The following is a 22,170-nucleotide window of genomic DNA, read 5'->3' on the forward strand; positions in this document are numbered from 1 at the left end:
ACACCGGCGAGGAATCAAGGAGTTCCACCCCCATCCCCGCCCACTGCGACCCCTGACCCGGGAACACGAACACCGTCCGGCGCGGTGCCGCCGCCTCCGTGCCCACCACGAGATGCGGAGCGGTACCGCCCTCGGCGAGCGCTCGCAGTCCCTCGCACAGTTCCTCCTCGGTGGCGCCGACGACCACCGCACGGTGCTCCAGCTCGGCGCGCGTCGTCGCGAGGGAGAAGCCCACGTCGCGCAGGTCCCGGCCGGCGGCGAACTCGGTGAGGCGACGGGCCTGTTCGGCCAGCGCCGCGTCGCCGCGCGCGGAGAGCGCCCAGGGCAGCACCGAAGACGCCGGCTGCGGCGCCGGCGCGGGCCCGGACGTGGAGGCGGACGCGGGTTCGCCCTCCGGGGCCGTTTCCAGCACCACGTGCGCGTTGGTGCCGCTCATCCCGAAGGACGACACACCCGCCCGTCGTGGTCCGTCCCGCCAGGGCCGTGCTTCGGTCAGCAGCCGGACCGCCCCCGAGGACCAGTCGACGTGCGGGGTGGGCGCGTCCACATGCAGGGTCCGCGGCATCAGGCCGTTGCGCATGGCCATGACGGTCTTGATGACGCTGCCCACGCCGGCCGCGGCCTGTGTGTGCCCGAGGTTGGACTTCAGCGATCCCAGCCACACCGGCTCGTCCCTGTCCTGGCCGTACGTCGCCAGCAGGGCGCGCGCCTCGATCGGGTCGCCCAGAGCGGTGCCGGTTCCGTGCGCCTCGACCAGGTCGATGTCGGAAGGACGCAGGCCCGCCGCCTCCAGCGCCTTCCGGATCACCCGTTCCTGGGCGGGACCGTGGGGTGCGGTCAGGCCGTTGGAGGCGCCGTCCTGGTTCACCGCGCTGCCGCGCACCACGGCGAGCACCTGGTGGCCGTTGCGCCGGGCGTCCGACAGCCGCTCGACCAGCAGCATGCCCACCCCCTCGGACCAGCCGGTGCCGTCGGCCGCCGCCGCGAACGCCTTGCACCTCCCGTCCTGCGCGAGCACGCGCTGTCGGCTGAACTCCACGAAAGGCCCGGGCGTCGCCATGACGGCGGCCCCGCCGACGAGCGCCAGCGAGCAGTCGCCGTGCCGCAGTGCCTGCACCGCCAGATGGAGGCCGACCAGGGAGGAGGAGCAGGCCGTGTCGACCGTCAGGGCGGGGCCGGTGAGTCCGAGCGCGTAAGCGACGCGTCCGGACAGGACGCTCGCGGAAACGCCGCCCGCGGCGTGGCCGTCCAGCCCTTCGGCCCCGTGGACGAGCAGGCCGTAGTCCTGGCCGTTCGACCCGACGAACACGCCCACGTGTGTGCCGCGCAAGGTGTCCGGACGGATACCCGCACGCTCCAGCACCTCCCAGGAGACCTCCAGCAGCAGCCGCTGCTGGGGGTCCATCGCCAGCGCCTCACGCGGCGAGATCCCGAAGAAGCCGGCGTCGAAGTCGGCCATGCCGTCGAGGAAGCCGCCGGTACGCACGTAGCTGGTGCCGGGCGCGTCCGGATCGGGGTCGTACAGGGCGGACAGGTCCCAGCCACGGTCGTCGGGGAAGTCGGACATGACGTCCCGGCCGTCCCGGACGACCTCCCACAGCTTCTCCGGCGAGGTGACCCCGCCCGGGTACCGGCAGGCCATGCTCACGATGGCGACTGGCTCGTGCCATGCCGCGGACAGCTCCTGGTTACGGGCTTTGAGCTGTTCGTTCTGCTTGATCGACTCACGAAGAGCCTCGACGAACCGGCCCGGGGATTCGGTGCGCATGTGGGTCAGTCCTTCACAAGGTCGGGCCGAGGACCCGGCGGAGCAGGTCCTCTGGTGACAGGGAGTCGATGTCGGATTCCGCCGGCCCGGACGGGGCGGCAGCCGGTGCGTCGTCCGTGGCCAGCGCGATCAGGGAGTCCAACAGCCCGGAAGTGCGCAGGCGTTCGAGCGGGATGCCGGCGAGCAGCGCTCTCAGCCGGGCCTCCTCTCCCGGCTCGGCCGGTGCCTGAGGCTGTTCGGGGAACAGGGCGAGCCGCAGGTGCTCCGCCAGCTCGCCCGGAGTGGGGTGGTCGAAGATCACCGCCGCGGGCAGCCGGAGCCCCGTGGCGGCGTTCAGCCGGTCCCTCAGCTGCACGGCGGCCAGGGAGTCGAACCCCAACTCGCGGAAGGCCGTCCCGGCGGGGACCGCCTCCGGCCCGGCATGTCCGAGGATCAGGGCGGCCTCGGTGCGCGCCAGGGTCAGCAGGGCCGGTCCCCGTTCGGCCGGCGGGAGCCCGCTGGCGCGCCGCAGCCACGCGGACCCGCCGGGGGACGGGGAGCCGTCCGCAGTGAAGCCGGTGAGCAGGGGGCTGGGGCGGTGCACGGTGAACCCGGCGGCATAGGTGTCCCATCGGACGTCGGCCACCATGGTGCAGACGTGGTCTCCGCCCACCGCCGCCGCCAGCACCTCCACGGCGCGTGCGGGGTCCATCGGCGGTAGGCCGAGACGCTCGTTGCGTGTTCCGCTCTCTCCCGCCGACATGCCGTCCCCGGCCCACGGCCCCCAGGCGAGGGACGTGGCGGGCAAGCCCTGGGCACGGCGCTGCCAGGCTAGGGCGTCCAGCCAGGCATTGGCCGCCGCGTAGGCGCCCAGGCCCGCGCTGCCGACCGTGCCGGACATGGAGGAGTACAGCACGAACGCCGAGACGTCCCTGCACAGTTCGTGCAGATTGCGCGCGCCGTCGACCTTGGCCCGGAGTACCTCTTCGAGCCGCTCCGGGGTGAGCTCGGCCAGGGCGGTGTGGTCCGCGGCGCCCGCCGTGTGCACGACCGCGTCGGCCGGGTGGTCCGCCAGCAGACGGCGCAGCGCGTCGCGGTCGGCCACGTCGCACGCCGCGAGGGTCACGGTGACCCCGGTCTCTTCCAGTTCCGCGGCGAGTGCACGGGCGCCCGGGGCGTCCGGGCCACGGCGGCTGGTCAGGAGAAGGTGGTCCGCGCCGTTGCGTGCGAGCCAGCGGGCGGTGTGCGCGCCCAGGGCGCCGGTCCCGCCGGTGACCAGGACCGTGCCGCTCGGCTGCCACGCGGCTCCTTCCGGCGCGGCCGGGCGCAGCCGGCGTCCGTACGCCCCGTCCCGGCGAAGGGCGACCTGGTCCTCCGTACCGTCGGCGAGGACGGCGGCCAGTCGTCGGGCCGCGTTGTCGTCGAACTCGGCCGGCAGGTCGACCAGACCCCCCCAGCGGCGCGGGTGCTCCAGCGCGGCGGTCCGGCCCAGTCCCCACACGGCGGCCTGTTCCGGCGAGGTGACGTCATCGGTGTCGTGCACCGCGACACCGGCCCGGGTGAGACACCACAGGGGCGCCTCCGCGGCGGCCTCCAGCAGGGCCAGCGTGTCGGCGAGTGCTTCGGCCGTGGAGCTCCGCCGCGTGGGCAACGACAGCACGCCCGCCGGGTGCGTGCCGCGGACCTCCTGCGGGGAGTGCACCCGGCGCACCTCGGCGCCGTGGGCGGCCAGGGCGCGGTCCACCGCGGTGTCGTGGTCGGCGGACGCGGCCACGACGATCCAGGTGCCGGTCAGCCGCGGGGCCACGGGCTCGGGCAGCGGCTCCCAACCCGGCCGGTACCACCAGCCGTCCTGCGGCGACGGGCCTGCCGCGGGGAGCCAGTACCGCTGCCGCTGGAAGGCGTAGAGCGGCAGGTCCTGCTTGCGCGCGCCGGGGAACATCCTGCCCCAGTCCACGGCGACGCCCCTGACGTGCAGCCGTGCGAGGGCGTCCAGCAGCGTGTGCCGCTCCCTCGGGTCACGGCGGTGCGCGACCGCCACGAAGGCGGCGTCGGGAAGCGTCTCGGGGCCGAGCGTGGTGAGCGCGGCGTCAGGGCCCACTTCGAGGAACGTCGTGGCTCCGGCGTCGTCCAGACGGCGCAGGGCGTCCGTGAACCGTACGGGCTCCCGGACCTGACGCACCCAGTACTCGGGGTCTTCGACCGCCCCTGGCATGACGATCGTGGGCGGGGAGAAGGTCAGGCTCCGGACCACGTCGGCGAACGCGTCGAGCATGCCGTCCATGTGGTGCGAGTGGAACGCGTGGCTGACGCGCAGTCGCTTCGGCTCCGGCCAACGCCGCGCGTACTGCTCGACGGCTTGCGCGTCCCCGGACAGGACGACGGAGTGCGGCCCGTTCACCGCCGCGACGCACACACCCGGTGGCAGGTCCCGCACCACCTCCGCCTCCGAGGCCCGGACGGAGACCATCGCGCCGTGCCCGCCCGTCTCCTGCATCAGCCGGCTCCGCGCCTCGAGCAGCACGCACGCGTCATCCAGGGAGAGCACACCGGCCGCGTGCGCCGCCGCGATCTCTCCCACCGAGTGCCCGGCCACGGCGGCCGGTTCGACACCCCACGACTCCAGCAGCCGGTAGAGCGCCACCTCGAACGCGAAGATCCCACGCTGGGCGTGGACCGTACGGTCCAGGGCGTCCTGGTCGTCCAGGGGCACGTCACCGAGCCGGGCGGTCACCGCGTCGAACGCCTCGGCGAACACCGGGTACGCGGCGTGGAGTTCCCGCCCCATGCCGGTCCGTTGCGCGCCCTGCCCGGTGAACAGGAGTGCGAGCCCACCGGTCACGGCCGTCCCCGTGACCGTGCCCTGTGGCGTCTCTCCGCGGGCCAGCGCCTCCAGGGCCGGGCCGTGTTCTCCGGCCGCGGCGACGATCACCGCACGGTGGCGCAGGACGGCGCGCGTGGTGGCGAGGGAGAGGGCCATGTCGGCGGCGTCGCGGCCCTGCGCGTGCGGCGCCAGGCGGCGGGCCTGCGTGCGGAGGGCCGCTTCCGACCGGGCCGAGACAAGCCACGGTACGGGGCCCGGCGCGGTGGGCGCCCGGTCCGGCTCGGCCGCCGGCTCGGGGGCCTGTTCCAGAACGAGGTGGGCGTTGGTGCCGCTGATCCCGAACGACGACACGCCGGCCCTGCGCGGGCGGCCCGCGTCCGGCCAGGCCTCGTGCTCGGTGACCAGGCGAACGGCGCCGCTGTCCCAGTCCACCTGCGAGGTGGGTTCGTCCACATGGAGCGAGGCCGGCACTTCACCGTGCTGCATGGAGAGCACCATCTTGATCACACCGGACACTCCGGCGGCAGCCTGGGCGTGTCCGATGTTCGACTTCAAGGAGCCGAGCAGCAGGGGCCGTTCACGCCCCTGTCCGTACGTCGCCAGCAGCGCCTGCGCCTCGATCGGGTCGCCGAGCCGGGTGCCGGTGCCATGGGCCTCGACCACGTCCACCTCGGACGCGACGAGTCCCGCGTCGTCCAGCGCCTGACGGATCACCCGCTGCTGGGCGAGGCCGTTCGGGGCCGTCAGGCCGTTGGAGGCGCCGTCCTGGTTGACGGCCGAGCCGCGCACCACGGCCAGCACCCGGTGCCCCAGGCGCTCGGCGTCCGACAGCCGTTCCACCAGGAGCATGCCGACGCCCTCGGACCAGCCGGTGCCGTCGGCCCGCTGGGCGAACGACTTGCAGCGGCCGTCGGGGGAAAGGCCGCCCTGGCGCGAGAACTCGACGAACGCGCTCGGCGTGGCCATCACCGTCACCCCGCCCGCCAGCGCCTGCGTGCACTCCCCGCGGCGTACCGCCTGCACCGCCAGGTGCAGCGCGACCAGGGACGAGGAGCACGCGGTGTCGACGGTGACCGCCGGGCCTTCGAGCCCGAGAGTGTAGGACAGGCGTCCGGAGGCGAGGCTGCCGGCGTTGCCGTTGCCGAGGTAACCCTCGTAGCCGTCCGGGATGACGGTGAAGCGTGCCGCGTAGTCGTGGTGCATCACCCCGACGAACACGCCTGTCCGGGTGGCGCGGGCGGACAGGGGGTCGATGCCCGCGCTCTCGAACGTCTCCCAGCCGGCCTCCAGCAGGAGCCGGTGCTGCGGGTCCATGGCGTGTGCCTCGCGCGGGGAGAGCCCGAAGAAACCGGCGTCGAAGTCCGCCGCATCGTAGAGGAAGCCGCCTTCACGGACGGCGCTGGACCCGGTGCGTCGGCCGGTCGGGTCGTAGAGTTCCGCCACGTTCCAGCCCCGGTCGGCAGGGAAGCCGGACACGGCGTCGCGGCCCTCCCTGAGCAGTTCCCAGAGCTCCGCGGGGGTGGTGACGCCGCCCGGGAGCCGGCAGGACATCCCGATGATCGCGACCGGTTCGTCACTGTCGGCCCGTACCGGCGCGGTCGCTGCCGCACGCTCGGTTCCGGTGATCCGCTCGGCCAGGTGCGCGGCGAGCAGCTGTGGGGTGGGATGGTCGAACACCGTGGTCGGGGGCAGGCTCAGGCCCGTCGCCGCGGCGATGCGGTTGCGCAGCTCCACGGCGGTCAGCGAGTCGAAACCGCTGTCGAGGAAGGAGCGTTCCACGACGATGCGGTCAGGGTCCGGGTGCCCGAGGACGGCGGCGGCGTGCGCGCGCACGAGGTCGGTCAGCAGACGCAGGCGCTCGGCCGATGTGGCGCGGGCCAGCCGGTCGGAGAGGACACCGTCGGACGGGGGGTGCGACGGCACACGGCGCCGGGAGGGGACGCGGACGAGCTCGCGCAGCAGGGGTGTGCCCTCCGTGGTGAGGACAGCGGGGTCGAGACGGAGCGGTACCAGGACGGGCTCGTCGCTCGACAGGGCGGCGTCGAACAGCGCCAGTCCCTCCTCCGCCGTCATCGGCGCGAGACCGCCGCGGGCGAGCCGGTCCAGGTCGCCCTCCGCGAGGTGTCCGGTCATGCCACTGGACGGGGCCCACCATCCCCAGGCCAGTGACTGACCGGACCGGCCCTCGGCCCTGCGCTCCCGTGCCAGGGCGTCGAGGAACGCGTTCGCCGCCGCGTAGTTGGCCTGCCCCGGGCTGCCCAGGACACCGGCGGCCGAGGAGAACATGACGAACGCCGGTACCTCGCCGCACAGGGTGTGCAGGTTCCAGGCGCCGTCGACCTTGGACCGCAGAACGTCGGAGACGCGATCGGGAGTGAGCGAGGTGAGGGTTGCGTCGGCCAGGGTTCCGGCCGCGTGCACGACCGCGCTCAGCGGTCGTGTCCGGGGGACGCGCGCCAGGACGGCGGCCAGTTCCTCCCGGTCGGCGACATCGCAGACGGCCGTCGTGACCTCCGCGTCGAGATCGTCGAACCCGGTGATCGCGTGCCGGCCCACGAGCAGGAGGTGCCGCACGCCGTGCCTGGCGACCAGGTGTCTGGCGACCAGGCCGCCGAGAAGTCCGCCCGCGCCCGTGATGAGCACCGTGCCCGCGGGATCGATCCCCTTCGTGTGCTCGACGTCGGGCGCCGGGACCAGCCGGGGCACGTACAACCGGTCGGAGCCGACGACGACATGCGACTCGCCCGCCCTTTCCACCGCTGCCACGGCGGCCGGGAGCCTCATCAGATCCTCGTCGGCGCACTCGGCCCACAGCAGGCGTCCGGGGTGCTCCGCCTGTGCGGACCGCAGCAGACCGCCGACCGCGGCGGCGGACAGGTCGCCGGGGCGCGCGACGAACAGGAGCGGCACGGACTGCAACCGTTCGTCCGCCAGCCACGCCTGGACCACGCCCAGGGCCCAGTGCACCGCGTCATGGGTGCCGCCGACCGGGTCGGCGGGCCGGTGCGGGACGCGGACGGCCACCGCGTCGGGAGCCACGTCCGCGGCGGACCGGGCGTCCGGTACCGTCCAGCGTGCGCCGAGGGCCCCGGCCAGCGCCGGGTCCGTCGCGCCCAGTACGGCCCACCGCCGGGTCGGGATCGGCGCCGGCGGCACGGGCGTGACCGAGGGCCGCAGGAGCGGGGGTGGCACCGGTCGAGGCAGGGCGCCGGTGAGGGGTCGGGTCGTCAAGGCGGCGATCGAGGCCACCGGAGTCCCGGAGTCGTCGGCGATCAGCAGTGACACCGCTCCGTTCCCGGCGGGGGTGATACGGCATCGCAGCCGAGGGCCGGTGGACCGGCCGAAGCGCACACCGCTGAAGGAGAAGGGCAGCCTGATGCCCTCGCCCCCTCCGCGCGGGGCCGTCGCTTGCAGGGCCGCGTCCAGCAGCGCCGGGTGAAGGGCGAAGCCCTCCCCGGAGATCGCGTGCTCGACCTCGGCGAAGGTGTCGTCCCCTCTGCGCCAGACGGCCCGCAGACCCTGGAACGCCGGGCCGTAGTCGACACCGGCGGCTGCCCGGTCCTCGTAGAAGCCGGTCAGGTCGACGGAGTCGGCGCCCGGCGGCGGCCAGGCGTGCAGAGCCTCTCCCTGCGGCGGCTCCTCGCCGACCAGTACGCCCTCGGCGTTGCACGTCCAGTCCGACTGTCCGTGGTCACGCGCGGACACGGTCACCTGCCGCCGGCCCCCGGTTTCGGGACCGACCTGGACGCGCACCGCGACGCCGCCCGACTCCGGCACCACCAGCGGTGTGCGCAGGGTCAGTTCCGCCACCTGGCCGAATCCGGCCCGGCGACCGGCGGACACCGCGAGTTCCACCAGCGCCGTGCCCGGCAGCAGGACGGAACCCAGTACCGTGTGGTCGCCCAGCCAGCCGTCCCGGTCCGAAGACAGCCGGCCGGTCAGTACGCAGCCGTCCCCGTCGAGCTCCACCACGGCGCCGAGCAGGGGGTGTCCGGGCGACTCCAGGCCGGCGCCCGTGACGTCGGCGTGGCCTGCGGTGTCCCGCAGCCAGAACCGGCGGCGCTGGAAGGCGTACGTCGGCAGCGCCACCCGGCGCCCGCCGCGCACCACGGGCCGTACCGGCAGGCCACGCACGTACGCCTCGGCCATGGAACGCAGGAAGCGCTCCGGGCCGCCCTGGTCCCGGCGCAGGGATCCAAAAGCGAGGGTTCCGGATACGTCCTCGATCGCCGTGGTGAGGACCGGGTGCGGGCTGACCTCCACGAAGTGGTGCATGCCCTCGGCGGTCAGGGCGCGTATCCCGGTCTCGAACCGCACCGTCTGGCGCAGGTTGCGGAACCAGTACCCCGCGTCGAGTTCCTCCCCGGTGAGCCACTCGGCATCCACCGTGGAGTAGAACGGCACCGTGGCCGGCCGGGGGGAGACCTGCTTCAGCACCTGCAGGATCTCCTCGCGGATCTCCTCCACCTGTGCGGAGTGCGAGGCGTAGTCCACCGGAATCCGCCGGGCCCGCTCCACCCGGCCCAGGACCTCCTCCAGACCAGCCGCATCACCAGCGACGACCACCGAGGACGGCCCGTTCACCGCCGCCACCGACACACCCTCCGGCAGCAGGCCGTGAACCTGCTCCACCGGCAGCGGAACCGACACCATCCCGCCCCGGCCCGCCAGCGCGGTGATCGCCCTCGACCGCAGCGCCACCACCCGCGCACCGTCCTCCAGCGACAGCGCACCCGACACCACCGCAGCCGCGATCTCACCCTGCGAATGGCCCAGCACCGCGGCCGGCCGCACCCCCACCGACTCCCACAGTGCCGCCAGTGACACCATCACCGCCCACAGCACCGGCTGCACCACATCCACCCGGCCGAACTCACCAGAGGCCACCACCTCCGACAACGACCAGTCGACGAACGGAGAGAGCGCCGCCTCACACTCCGCCATCCGCGCCGCGAACACCGGCGAGGAATCCAGGAGTTCCACCGCCATCCCCGCCCACTGCGACCCCTGACCCGGGAACACGAACACGGGCGAAGGGCTGTCCGCGGCCTCGCCGGCGGACAGGTGACCGGCGGGTTCACCGGCCACGAGGGCGGCCAGTCCGCTGCGGAGGTCGTTCGTGGTGGTCCCGACGACCGCGGCACGGTGCGGCAGCGTTGCACGGCCGGTGAGGAGCGAGTGGGCGAGGTCGGCCGGGTCGTGGCCCCGAGCGGCGTCGAGAAGACGACGGGCCTGTTCCCTCAGAGCGTCAGGGCTCTGCGCCGACAGCGGCCACAGCAGGTGCTGTCCGGCGGGGGGTTCTCCGGCCGGTGCCTCGGCCGGCGGTGCTTCGAGGATGATGTGCGCGTTGGTCCCACTCACCCCGAACGAGGACACGGCCGCCCGGCGGTCCCCCTCCCACGGCACGTCCTGCGTCAGCAGCCTCACCGCGCCGGACGTCCAGTCCACCCGGGAGGTGGGCGCCTCGGCGTGCAGTGTCCGCGGCAGCACGCCCTGCCGCATCGCCAGCACCATCTTCATCACGCCGGCCACGCCCGCGGCGGCCTGCGTATGCCCGATGTTCGACTTCAACGAGCCCAGCCACACGGGGCGTTCGCGCCCTTGTCCGTACGTCGCCAGCAACGCACGCACTTCGATCGGATCGCCCAGGCGCGTCCCCGTCCCGTGCCCCTCCACCACGTCGATGTCCGGGGCCGCGAGCCCGGCCGCCGCCAGCGCCTGCCGGATCACCCGTTCCTGCGCGGCGCCGTTGGGCGCGGTCAACCCGCTGCTCGCGCCGTCCTGATTCATCGCGGATCCCCTGACCACGGCGAGCACCTCGTGGCCGTTACGGCGGGCGTCGGAGAGCCGTTCGAGGAGGAGGACGCCCACGCCCTCGGCGAATCCCGTGCCGTCGGCGTCGTCGGCGAACGCCCTGCACCGCCCGTCCGGGGACAGTCCGCGCATCCGGCTGAACTCCACCAGGCTCAGCGGCGAGGCCATGACGGACGCCCCACCGGCCAGGGCGAGCGAGCACTCCTCCCGGCGCAGCGCCTGGGAGGCCAGGTGCAGGGCCACCAGGGACGAGGAGCACGCCGTGTCCACAGTGACCGCCGGACCCTCCAGGCCCAGCGTGTAGGCGACGCGGCCGGACGCGATGCTGCCGGCGCTGCCGTTGCCCAGATAACCCTCCACCTCGCGGGGGATGCCACGGACCAGCCCGGCGTACTCATGGTGCATCAGGCCGAAGAACACGCCCGTGCGGCTGCCCTTCAGCGCGTGCGGGTCCAGCCCGGCCCGCTCGACCGTCTCCCACGAGGTTTCGAGGAGCAGGCGCTGCTGCGGGTCCATCGCCAGCGCCTCGCGCGGCGGGATGCCGAAGAAGTCGGCGTCGAAGAGGTCCGCGTCCTTCAGGAAGCCGCCACCCCGCGCGTAACAGGTTCCGGGTTTCTCGGGATCGGGGTCGCGGAGCGCCTCCAGGTCCCACCCCCGGTCCGCGGGGAACGGCGAGATCATGTCGCGGCCTTCGGTGAGCACGCTCCACAGGTCTTCCGGGGTGGCTATACCGCCGGGCAACCGGCAGGCCATGCCGATGATGGCGATCGGCTCGCGCTCCCGGGCCTCGGCGGCGCGCAGCCTCTCCTTGGTGCCACGCAGATCCGAGGTCAGGCGCTTGAGGTAGCCGAGTACCTTCTCGTCCGTCGATTCCGGCGTACCCGCCATCAGTTCAGGGCCCTTCACTGGGTCTCGCAGGCCGGCGACCGTATCGGCCTGGCCACCCGGCGTCGCGTCGTACGCCGTCTGTTCGGGGATGCGGACTTCCGGTCGGGTGGATCGCCGTCCGTCATGCCGATGCGGCACGTCTCAGCACACCTGCTCTGTCGGGCACATGCCCTACGTCGAGGCGACGGCTCACCTGTTGACGCAAGATTTCACGGTGTCACACGCTTGCCCGACATGTGACACCCTCGGAGAGCGGCGCCGCGCACACCGCCGACTGAGGTGTCCGCGGACAAACCGTCAGCCCATGCGGGTATCCCACTCCTCGCGCCGCGTCACGCCTTTGTCCTGCGCGATGACTCTGGCACACGGGCGCATCACATGTGTATCGCGCCGGTGACGCCGTACACCGCCTTACCCGCCCAGAGCGTGACGAGCGGGACGGCTGGGGTACCTTCCGCCGGACCGATCCACGGTTACGCTTGGAGCAACGCCCTTGTGCCGTTAGCGTGTTGGGAAAGCTCGCAAGTCACCTCGCGTTCGGTGCACACGGAGCCGGGACAACCCAGCGACCCGGTGGGCCGGTCCGCCCCCTTCATGAACGCACGCTGACGGGAATACACGATGGCTGAACAGCTCGCTGTCTCCGACACCATGCACGCCTACGTGCGCGGGGTCTCGCTGCGAGAGGATCCGATCCTCGCCGGTCTGCGTGCGTTCACCGCGCAACTGCCCGCGGGCACGGCGATGCAGGTGTCCGCGGAGGAGGGGCAACTGCTCGCCCTCCTGGTCCGGTTGACGGGTGCGGCCAACGTCCTCGAGATAGGCACCTTCACCGGCTACAGCACGCTCTGCATGGCTCGCGCCCTGCCCGACCACGGCCGTCTGACGACGTGTGACATCACGGACCGGTGGCCCGGCATAGCAGCCGAGTACTGGCGCGAAGCGGGCGTCGAGGACCGCATCGAGTCGCGCATAGGCGACGCGAGGGAAACCCTCGACGCACTGCTCGAGGAACACGGTGCGGGCCATTTCGACCTGGTCTTCATCGATGCGGACAAGGCCGGTTACCTGCACTACTACGAGAAGTCGCTGGAGCTGTTGCGCCCCGGCGGCCTCGTGGTGGTGGACAACACACTCTTCTTCGGACGGGTGGTGGACCCTGGGGCACAGGACGCCGACACCGTCGCGATCCGCGAGTTCAACACCTTCCTGCGGGACGACGAGCGGGTCGACGTGTCCCTGCTGCCGATGGCAGACGGCATCACCCTCGCCCGCAAGAGGTCTGCCTGAAGGCACTTCCCGGCGGCCCGAACCGGGGCGGCCGTGGCACCGCCGTTGACGAAGCCGGGGGCCGGGGCTCTCCGCTCGCGCCCCGGCCCCCCCTTTTTCCGCGACCTCTCCGCATACCCGGCCACCGAGTATGCGTCACTCCAGGAGGCAGGTAATACGATGAAGACCGAGCCGATCGCGGTTCTCGGTGCCGGCGTGATGGGCGTGGGTATCACCACGCTGCTGGCGGGCCACGGCCTGCCGGTGCGGCTGGTGGACAACGACCCGGTGAAACTGGCGCAGGCACCCGGCCGGATCCGGCGGGAACTGCGCATGGCCCAGCTGATGGGCGTCCTGCCGCCGGGGCGCGAGGAAGGCGAGGTGAGCCTTCACGGCGATCTCTCCGCGGTCCGCGGCGCACGGGTGGTGATCGAGGCGATCACCGAGAACGCCGACCTGAAGACCGCGGTGCTGGCCGATGTCTCCGCGCTCGTGCCGCCCGCCACCCCGCTGGTCTCCAACACCTCCTCGATCCCGATCGACGAGCTGGCCGACGCGGTGCGGCACCCCGCCGACCTGATCGGCACCCACTTCATGAACCCGCCGGCCCTCATCGGCACCACCGAGGTCATCCGTGGCGTGCGCACGGGTGAGGCGACCCTGGAGGCGGTACGCGGCCTGCTCCGCGAGGTCGGCCGCAGGCCCGTGGTGGTCCGGGACGCGCCCGGTTTCGTCACCAGCCGTCTGCTGCACCCGATGATCAATGACGCGGCCCGGGTGGTCCAGGAGGGCACGGCGTCCGCCGAGGACGTCGACGCGCTGATGCAGGGCTGCCTGGGTCACCCCACCGGACCGCTGCGCACGGCGGACCTCATCGGCATCGACAACCTTGTCGACTCCCTCTGGGTGCTGCTCAAGCGCACCGGCGACGAGGGCTGTCGCCCCTGCGACCTTCTGTTGCAGAAGGTCGCCGACGGTCACCACGGCCGGAAGACCGGCCAGGGTTTCTACGAGTACGAGGAGAGCACGCGATGACCGTTCCCACCGACCAGCCCATGGAGGTCCAGGCGGCCATCCTGACCTTCGTCGAGGCCAGGACGAGGACGAGCTGGGATCCCGGAGCCGACATCTTCGCGACCGGCGGGCTCTCCTCGCTCTTCGCCATGGAGCTGGTGGTCCACCTGGAGAAGACCTTCGGCATCTCCATCGGCGGCGCCGACATGCGTCTGGAGAACTTCCGCACGGTCGACTCGATGGTCGGGCTCGTGACGCGGCTGGGCGGCAATGTCAGTGCCTGACCAGCTCGCCGCCGAGGTCACCGAACTGGTGGGTGACCAGGCAGGCCACTGGGACCGCACCGGGCTGATCCCGCACGACCTGCTGCGGAAGATGTCCGCGCGCGGCCTGCTCAGCGCCCAGGTTCCCGGGGAGTACGGCGGTCTCGGCCTCAGCAGCGTCCAGAACGGCGAGTTCACCGCGCACGTCGGGAGCCTGTGCAGCTCCCTGCGGAGCGTGATGACCTCGCAGGGCATGGCCGCCTGGGCCGTTCAGCGGCTCGGTGGCGCCGGGCAGCGCACCGGCCTCCTGGGCGATCTGGTCGAAGGCCGGCTGGCGGCCGTCGGCTTCAGTGAGGCGGAGGCCGGAAGCGACATTACCGCCATGAGCACCACGATCCGGCCCGACGGGGACGACGTGGTGGTGAACGGCACCAAGGTGTGGATCACCGCCGCCCACTACGCCGACGAGCTGGTGATCTTCGGGCGGTACGCGGAGGGCGGCGCGGCCGTCGTGGTTCCCGCGGACAGCCCCGGTGTCACCATCGAGCGGGTGCCCGATCCGCTGGGCTGCCGGGCCGCCGGACACTCCACCATCCGGCTGGACGAGGTCCGGGTACCGGCCACCCGGCTGCTGGGCGGCGCGGGGATGCCGCTGTCGATGCTGGTCACCCTCGTCCTGGCGTACGGCCGGATGTCCGTCGCCTGGGGGTGCGTCGGCATCCTCCGCGGCTGCCTGGCCGCGGCCGGCGCCCACGCCCGGACCCGCCGCCAGTTCGGCAAGCCGCTCGGTGAGCACCAGTTGGTCGGCCGGCACCTCGCGGAGCTGCTGGTTTCCGAGCAGGTCGCCACCCGGGCGTGTGAGCACGCGAGCGCCCGCTGGGACGAGAACGCCCCGGACGTGGTCACCGCCACCGTCCTGGCCAAGCATGTGAGTGCCACGCAGGCCGCGCAGGGTGCCGCCGCGGCGGTCCAGGTCATGGCATCGGCCGGCGCGGACAACAGCGGCCTGGTCGCCCGCGCCTACCGGGACGCCAAGCTGATGGAGATCATCGAGGGCAGCAGCGAGCTGTGCCAGGTGATGCTGGCCGAGCACGTGTTGTCGGACTCGTAGAGGAGAAGGCGAATGGCTGAGCGGCCGACGACGGTGAAGTGCCTCGTCTGGGATCTCGACAACACACTGTGGCAGGGCACCCTGCTGGACGGCGACGACGTCCGGATCACGGACGACGTCAGGCGTGTGGTCACCGAGCTGGACCGCCGCGGCGTTCTGCAGGCGGTGTGCAGCAAGAACGACCACGACCTCGCGTGGGAGCGGCTGGAGCGACTGGGCGTGGCCGAGTACTTCGTCCTGCCGCACATCGGCTGGGGACCGAAGTCCGCATCGGTCCGGTCCATCGCCGAGCGGCTCAACTTCGCCCACGGCGCCATGGCGTTCATCGACGACACGCCGGCCGAGCGCGCGGAGGTGTCGTACCACCTGCCGGAGGTGCGCTGCTACGACGCCGAGCAGCTGTCGGCCCTGCTGGACCTGCCCGAGTTCAGCCCGGTCTCCGTCACCGTGGACTCGCGACGGCGTCGTGAGATGTACCAGGCCGGTTTCCGCAGGGACGCCGAGCGCGAGGCGTACAAGGGGCCGGACGAGGACTTCCTGCGCTCGCTCGTCCTGTGGATGTCGATCGACAGGGCGACCGAGGACGAACTGACCCGCGTCGAGGAACTGACCCTGCGCACGAGCCAGATGAACGCGACGGGCGTGCACTACGACGACGCTTCGCTGCGCCGGCTGATGGCCGACCCCGAGCACGAGGTACTGGTCGTCACCATGGGCGACCGGTTCGGACCGCACGGCGCGGTGGGTCTGGTGCTGCTGCACCGAACGGCCGTGACATGGCACCTGAAGCTGCTGGCGACCTCGTGCCGGGTGGTGTCCTTCGGCGCGGGCGCGGCCATCCTCAACTGGCTCATCGACCAGGCCGCCGCGTCCGGCGCACACCTGATCGCCGACTTCCGGGCGACCCCGCGCAACCGCATGATGGAGATCGCGTACCGGTTCGCCGGCTTCGAGGACCAGCCCTGCGAATGCCACGACGCACTGACCGAGGCCGGGGACACAGCCCTCGGTGTCCAGCGCCTGCACCTGGTTCCCGGCCGGCGGCCCGCCCCGGCCACGATGCGGCTCGACGCGGTCGAACTCACGAAGGCCGAGAGGGCCGTGTCGCTCTGAGCCGCCGGTGGGTGGTCACGGCGGTCCCTGGACCGGACGCGCACGGACCGCTCTCCCTGGTCGTCAGCCTCTCGGCCGCGCACACCGAGGACGGCCGGCCTTGAGCGGGTGCGGTGCTCCAAGAGCACCGCACCCGGCAGGGCACGGTGAAGACCTCGATACGACCGCTGATGCCGCTCGGGCACGGCGGCCCGCCGTCGGACCGACCGCTGAGCGCGAGGCGCGGCGCCGTGTCGCGGTCCACGGTTCGCCGCCTCGGAATCGCCGCGACGACGGTGCAGCCGCGAAAGAGCCCGTCGATCAGGACATCAGCGTGCACAGCGCCCGCTCCTCGGCGGGCACAACCGTGCCACGGCCCGCCCGGCCGGGACCGTCGCCCCACGGCGACGGTCCCGGCCGGGCGGGCACGGCGGCTCAGTACAGCCCCTCGACCGCGGTACTGGCCGTCTCCAACGGGCGCACGTTGGCCACACCGTCCGTGGGGAAGCGGTCGCCCGTGTCGTAGCGCACCGCCTCGTCGCGCTCGAGCACGTTGGGCAGGAAGAGGTCCTCGTGGAGCACGGTCAGCCGGACCCTGCCGACGGTGCCGTACGGCACCGTGGTCATCGGGTCGGTCTTGTCCACCACCGCCATTGTCACCTGCGGGTAGTTCGGCAGGTACGGCATCAGCTCACCGTCCTGCTCGACCGGCAGACCTGCCGCGTTGCCGAAGGTGTTGCCGTAGCTGAGACCGCAGATGCCCCCGTCCAGGGCCTTCACGATCTGCCGGTGGACGGACGGGACCAGGTGGGTGCCGCTCAGCCGGACGCCCCGCAACGCGGCGACCTGCTCGGGGGCCCGGCGGGCGAGCGCCACCATCAGCGCCGGCGTGGTGTTGACGTAGTCCACCTGGCGGGTGTCGAGCACGTTCAGGATCTGGTCGAGCACGTGCTCGGTGTACTCCCGCGCGACCGCCATCTGCCCGGTGCGCAGCAGCCGCTTCACCCAGCGGGGATCCATGTCGATCGCGTACACGACCGACTGGTACAGGTCCCCGGCCTCCCAGACCCCGTTGCCGATCAGGTGCGGTCCCGTGGGCGTCGCCTGGAGCCAGGTGCGGTGCGGTTCGAAGCCCTCGGTCCGGAAGGACCAGCGGCGCCACACACCACGCTGGACGATCATCTCCGGGGTGTAGAACACACGGCACGGCGCACCGGTGGTGCCGCCGGAGTCCCACACCCGGCCGGTGAGCGGGCGCGGGACGGCCAGGGGCACGAAGTCCCGCGGGTCACGCGTGCGGAGCACGTCCAGGTCGAACGGGCCGAACGCGGAGAGATCCGCGTAGCGTTCGATGTCACGCGGGTCGAACGGCAGTTCCTCGGCCCGCTCCAGCCAGTACGGGCTGCCGGTCTCCGGGTCGAAGTGGCGCCGGACCACCCGCCGGGTCCACTGGTCCAGATCGGTGGTCAGCCAGCCGTCCACGAGCTTGTCGCAGTCGGCCGGGGACAGGCCCGGGTTCAGCACTGCGGGAGCCCCTTCTCGGGGTACTCGATGCCCAGCTCGAACACGCTGGAGACGACCTTCTCGATGTGCTCCGGCTGCTCCACGTGGAGCACGGGGAAGGGTATGCGCAACAATCCGGCGGGGATCGCCGGGCCGACCACCACACCGAGCTGCACGCCGATCTCATGCATGCCGTCGTACACGTACGGCAGGCTGATCGGTGTGGTCGGGTTGCGCTTGAACAGGTCCTGGACGTCCTCGCCGGAGGCCAACTGCTTGCGGTCGAGGCAGGACATCACCGGCAGCTTGGGCGCACGGAAGCCGACGGCGTCGATGTACGGCTCGATGAACTGCCGGAACGGGGCGCGCAACGGGGTGTGCTGGGCGATGCCCCGGCCCGGCATCAGGGTGACCAGGCCCTCGGGCAGCGAGCCGGCCAGCGTGGCCATGGCGTCGTGGAGACCGCCCAGCATGTAGATGCGGAGCGCGCCGTCGGCGGTGTCGCCCATGTCACCGGCGACGTGGACGCCCTCGGCGCCGCCGACGAACGTCTCGACCTCCTGCCCGGCGGGGACGGCCGCGATGGCGAGGGCGTGCGCCGGCTCGGACGGGTCCGGGTCGGGGCAGAGCCGGGTGCTGGAGAGCAGTCCGAACAGTTCCTGCCGGGTGAGGGCGCCGGCCAGGCAACTGCTGGTCATGGCGCCCAGGCTCAGGCCGCCGAGGACGGAGGGGTGTACGCCCTGCTCCGCGAGGATGTCGTGCACGGCGAGGGCGAGCGCCGTCTCGCGGATCGAGCCGACGCTCTGCCGCTGCTCCTGCGGCTCCGGCAGGTCCTCCTCCAGGATCTGGCCGACGGTCAAGCCGGTCCATTCGGCGATCTGCTCGTACAGCCGCCGCATCACCGGGTATGCGCGGTGCAGTTCGATGCCGTGCGGCTCGGTGCCCACGCCTCCGCCCAGCAAGTAGCCCAGCGCCATGTGGAACCTCCATACGTCAGGTGCCGGACCCGTGTCCGGCTTTCGGGAAGGGGAGAAACAGCACCTCGGCGGCGCGTGGCGCCGAGGTGCGCGTCGCGGTGCGACGCGGGGGCCCGCCCGGATCGTCGGACGGGCGGGCCGTACCCGTCAGAGGGTGGCGAGCCAGTCCTTGATGGCCCGCGTGGTCGTCTCCAGGTGATCCTCCATGACCGTGAAGTGGTCGCCGGGCACATCGAGCACCTTGGTGGCGGGCCACACGGCTCGCCATTCCTCGCTCGACGGGTCGTCCGTCATGCCCTCCAGCGGCACGGTGGCCCGCAGCAGCAGCGTGGGCGTCTCCACCGCCCGCGGCTCCCAGAACTCGTACATGCCGCAGTACCAGCCCATGGCGGTGAGCCGGGTGCCGTCCAGGCTGACGAACCGTTCCTCACGCTCGAACATGCCCTTGAGCAGTTGGTCCTGGACCTTGTTGATGTGCGGACTGGTCATCGGGTAGCCGTCGATGACGACCACACCGGCCGGGGCGACCCCCAGCCGGCTCAGCCGTTCGCCCGTCTGGTGCGCGAGCACGCCGCCGGAGGAGGAGCCCAGCAGGACGAACGGTTCGTCGCCGACCAGTTCGGTGATCATGTCACAGTACACATCGACGAGTGCCTCCGCGTCCGCGGCCAGCGGCTCGTCGTTCTGGAAGCCGGGGACGTCCAGGGCGGAGATGTCGTACTGGTTCTCGAAGAACGAGGCGAACCGGACGAACTGGTGGGCTCCGCCCAGGGCGACGAAGGCGGAGAGGCAGATGATCCGGGGCCGCTCGGCTCCGGTGGCCAGCCGCAGCGGGCCGGGAACGCCCTCGCGGCCCGACGTGGCCGTGAACATGGTCCGCAACTGGGCGGCCTGGTGGAGCAGCTTCACGCCCGTCTTCAGCCGGCCGCGCTGGGCGGCGTACCGGAAGAGCTCGCCGGCGGCGTCCAGCGGGCCGGCGCGGCGGGCGGAGACGGCCGGTGCGGCCGGTTCGGCCGACGCCGCGTCGAGCAGCTCGGTGCGCAGGAACCGCGCCAGCTCGACGGGAGTGGTGCAGTCGAAGGCGACGGTGGGGCGCAGCCGCAGTCCGGTGACCGCGGTCAGCCGGTTGCGCAGCTCGACGGCGGTGAGCGAGTCCAGGCCGAGGGCGAGGAAGGCGGTGCTCTCCTCGATGTCGTCGGCCGAGGCGTGGCCGAGCACGGTCGCGAGGTGACCGCGCACGATCTCACCGAGCAGGGCGTCGCCACCCTCCTCGTCCAGGCCGGCGAGTCTGCGCCGCAGTTCGTCGGCGCTCTGGCGCTCGGGTCCGGGGCCGGACCGCCGGGCCGGGGCGCGCACGAGGTCCCGCAGCAGGGCCGGTGCGTGTTCCGGTTCGGTGTCGAGCGTGGCGGCCGCGAGGGTCGCCGGGACCAGCGCGGGAGCGCCCGTGCCGCGCGCCAGGTCGAGGACCGCCAGGCCCTGTTCGGTGTCGAACGGGACCACTCCCCCGCGCGAGATCCGCGCCACGTCGGCCTCGTCCAGGTGCTGGGTGAGACCGCTGCTGTGCTCCCACAAGCCCCAGGCGAGGGACTGGGCGGGCAGTCCCTGGGCGCGCCGGTGGTGGGCCAGGGCGTCGAGGAAGGCGTTGGCCGCCGCGTAGTTGCCCTGGCCGGGGGCGCCCAGGACGCCGGCGATCGAGGAGAACAGGACGAATTCGCCCAGGTCTTGATGGCGGGTCAGCTCATGGAGGTTGAGTGCCGCGTCGACCTTGGCGCGCAGTACGGCGTCGACCTGCTCGGCGGTCAGCGACGCGAGGACGCCGTCGGAGAGCACCGCCGCGGTGTGCACGACCGCGGTCAGCGGCGCCCGCTCCGGTACGGCCGCCAGCAGCTCGGCCAGGGCGTCCCGGTCGGCCACGTCGCACGCGGCGCCGAGGATCTCGGCGTCCAGGTCCGTTCCCAGTCGCCGGAGCTCCTCGGCGTCCGGGCCCCGCCGGCTGGCGAGGACGATCCGCCGGACGCCGTGTTCGGTGGCGAGGTGGCGGACCACGAGGCCGGCCAGGCCGTCGGCACTGCCGGTGACGAGGACGGTGCCGTCCGGGTCGAGTCGTCGTTCCGTGCTCTCGTGGGTGGACCGGTTCAGCCGTGGCACGCGCAGTTCGCCTCGGCGCAGCACCAACTGGGGCTCGTCGCAGGAGAGCGCGGCGGCGAGCAGGTCTTCGCTCTCCTCGTCGGTGTCGACCAGGACGAAGCTGCCGGGGTTCTCCGACTGGGCGGACCTGACCAGTCCCCACACCGGCGAGCCGGCGAGGTCGGTCACGTCCTCGTCCTCCGCGGCGGCCACCGCGCCCCGCGTGACGACGACGAGCCGGGCGCCGTCGGCGTGGTCGTCGGCCAGCCAGTCCTGCAACCGGCCGAGCACCCGGCGGGTGGTCTCGTGGGCCGCCTCCGCGGTCGGCGGGCCCGGCTCCACGTGGACCACCGTGTCGGCGCGCTCCACCTCCCTCGGCAGCGGGCAGGTCACCCAGGACACGTGGTAGAGCGAGTCGTGCCGGGTGAGGCCGGTGAGGCGGCGCAGCGCGAGCGATTCCACCTCGACGACGAGCCGGCCGTCGCGGTCGGTCGCGCGGACGGACACCTCGTTCTCGCCCCGCGTGGTCGTCTCGACCCGCAGGTCGTCGCCCACCTCGCCGTACACACGGACTCCGGAGAAGGAGAAGGGCAGGACCGGCCCGCCCTCGTCGCCGCCGCGGGTCAGACCGACGGTTTGCAGCGCCGCGTCGAACAGTGCCGGGTGGACGCCGAACCGCCGGGCGTCAGGGCGTTGTGGCTCGGGCAGACTCGCCTGCGCGTAGACACGGTCGCCCTGGTGCCAGGCGGCGGTCAGGCCCCGGAAGGCGGGGCCGTACTCGATGCCGCCCTCGGTGAACCTGCCGTAGAGGTCTTCGACGTCCACCGGTTCGGCGTCGGCGGGCGGCCATGGGGTGTCCTCCTCGACCTCGGCGGGCGCCTCGGTCGTGGCGGGGGCGAGCCATCCGGTGGCGTGCCGGGTCCAGGGGCCGTCGTCGGACGCGGAGTGCACGACGAACCGGCGCCGGTCCGCCGCGTCCGGGCCCTCCAACGTCAGCTGGACGGTGAGCGGTCCGGCGGGGTCGAGCACGAGCGGCGTCTCGACCGTCAGCTCCTCCAGCAGCCCGCAGCCCAGGTCCCGGCCGGCGTGCAGCGCCGTCTCCAGGAGCGCCGCGCCCGGCAGCACCACCGTGCCGCCGACGGCGTGGTCGGCCAGCCACGGGTGGGTGCGCAGGGACAGGCGCCCGGTGAGCAGCAGCGTTCCGCTGTCGGCGACCGGCTGTGGCCGCCCGATCAGCGGGTGGCCGCCGGTCGCGGCGTCGCCGTGCTCGATGGCCGGGTCCAGCCAGTACCGCTTGTGCTGGAAGGCGTAGGTGGGCAGGGCGACGCGCCGGGCGCCGGGGAAGACCGGGCGCCAGTCGACACGGATGCCGCGCACGTGGAGTTCGCCGAGGGAGAGCAGGAACCTGTCCAGGCCGCCCGCGTCCCGGTGGAGCGTGCCGACCACGGTCCCGCCGGCCGTCTCCTCGACCGCAGCCGTCAGTACGGGGTGGGGGCTGACTTCGACGAACGTGTCGTACCCCGCGGCGACCAACTGCCGGA

10 protein-coding genes are annotated in these 22,170 nt (G+C 72.8%); 5 read left to right on the forward strand and 5 right to left on the reverse strand.

Annotated features, from left to right (window positions below):
* On the reverse strand, positions 1-1,870 hold a 1,870-nt coding region (locus IE273_RS41870; protein WP_444545941.1), incomplete at its 3' end, for a type I polyketide synthase.
* Positions 1,782-11,273: an SDR family NAD(P)-dependent oxidoreductase gene (locus tag IE273_RS41875; protein ID WP_189820351.1), complete on the reverse strand. Its 9,492-nt coding sequence runs from the start codon at positions 11,271-11,273 to the stop codon at positions 1,782-1,784. The genes IE273_RS41870 and IE273_RS41875, both read right to left, overlap by 89 nt.
* Before the next feature lie 621 nt (positions 11,274-11,894).
* Here IE273_RS41875 and IE273_RS41880 point away from each other — a divergent pair.
* From IE273_RS41880 to IE273_RS41900, 5 genes are all read left to right on the forward strand, one after another.
* Complete coding sequence (locus tag IE273_RS41880) at positions 11,895-12,563, forward strand: O-methyltransferase (RefSeq protein ID WP_189820352.1); 669 nt, start codon at positions 11,895-11,897, stop codon at positions 12,561-12,563.
* Positions 12,564-12,722: 159 nt separating this feature from the next.
* Positions 12,723-13,577 carry a 3-hydroxyacyl-CoA dehydrogenase family protein gene (locus IE273_RS41885; protein ID WP_189820353.1) on the forward strand — a complete coding sequence of 285 codons (855 nt, stop codon included), beginning with the start codon at positions 12,723-12,725 and terminating at the stop codon, positions 13,575-13,577.
* Positions 13,574-13,840: an acyl carrier protein gene (locus IE273_RS41890; RefSeq protein ID WP_189820354.1), complete on the forward strand. Its 267-nt coding sequence runs from the start codon at positions 13,574-13,576 to the stop codon at positions 13,838-13,840. The genes IE273_RS41885 and IE273_RS41890 overlap by 4 nt, the downstream gene beginning before the upstream one ends.
* Entirely contained in the window at positions 13,827-14,930 is a 1,104-nt protein-coding gene (locus tag IE273_RS41895) for an acyl-CoA dehydrogenase family protein (protein WP_189820355.1), read from the forward strand. Before IE273_RS41890 ends, IE273_RS41895 begins: the two co-directional genes overlap by 14 nt.
* A gap of 12 nt (positions 14,931-14,942) precedes the next feature.
* Positions 14,943-16,043, forward strand: a complete 1,101-nt coding sequence (locus IE273_RS41900) for an HAD-IIIC family phosphatase (RefSeq protein WP_189820356.1) — start codon at positions 14,943-14,945, stop codon at positions 16,041-16,043.
* A gap of 414 nt (positions 16,044-16,457) precedes the next feature.
* On the opposite strand, the gene IE273_RS41905 is transcribed toward IE273_RS41900, so the two are convergent.
* From IE273_RS41905 to IE273_RS41915, 3 genes are all read right to left on the reverse strand, one after another.
* Positions 16,458-17,546 carry a phenylacetate--CoA ligase family protein gene (locus IE273_RS41905; protein ID WP_189820357.1) on the reverse strand — a complete coding sequence of 363 codons (1,089 nt, stop codon included), beginning with the start codon at positions 17,544-17,546 and terminating at the stop codon, positions 16,458-16,460.
* Complete coding sequence (locus tag IE273_RS41910) at positions 17,540-18,502, reverse strand: ACP S-malonyltransferase (RefSeq protein ID WP_189820358.1); 963 nt, start codon at positions 18,500-18,502, stop codon at positions 17,540-17,542. Before IE273_RS41910 ends, IE273_RS41905 begins: the two co-directional genes overlap by 7 nt.
* Before the next feature lie 147 nt (positions 18,503-18,649).
* Positions 18,650-22,170 (reverse strand): type I polyketide synthase (locus IE273_RS41915; protein ID WP_189820359.1); only part of this gene is annotated, 3,521 nt, incomplete at its 5' end.

Origin of the sequence: Streptomyces olivaceoviridis, assembly GCF_014650115.1 — a bacterium.
Lineage (GTDB): Bacteria > Actinomycetota > Actinomycetes > Streptomycetales > Streptomycetaceae > Streptomyces > Streptomyces olivaceoviridis.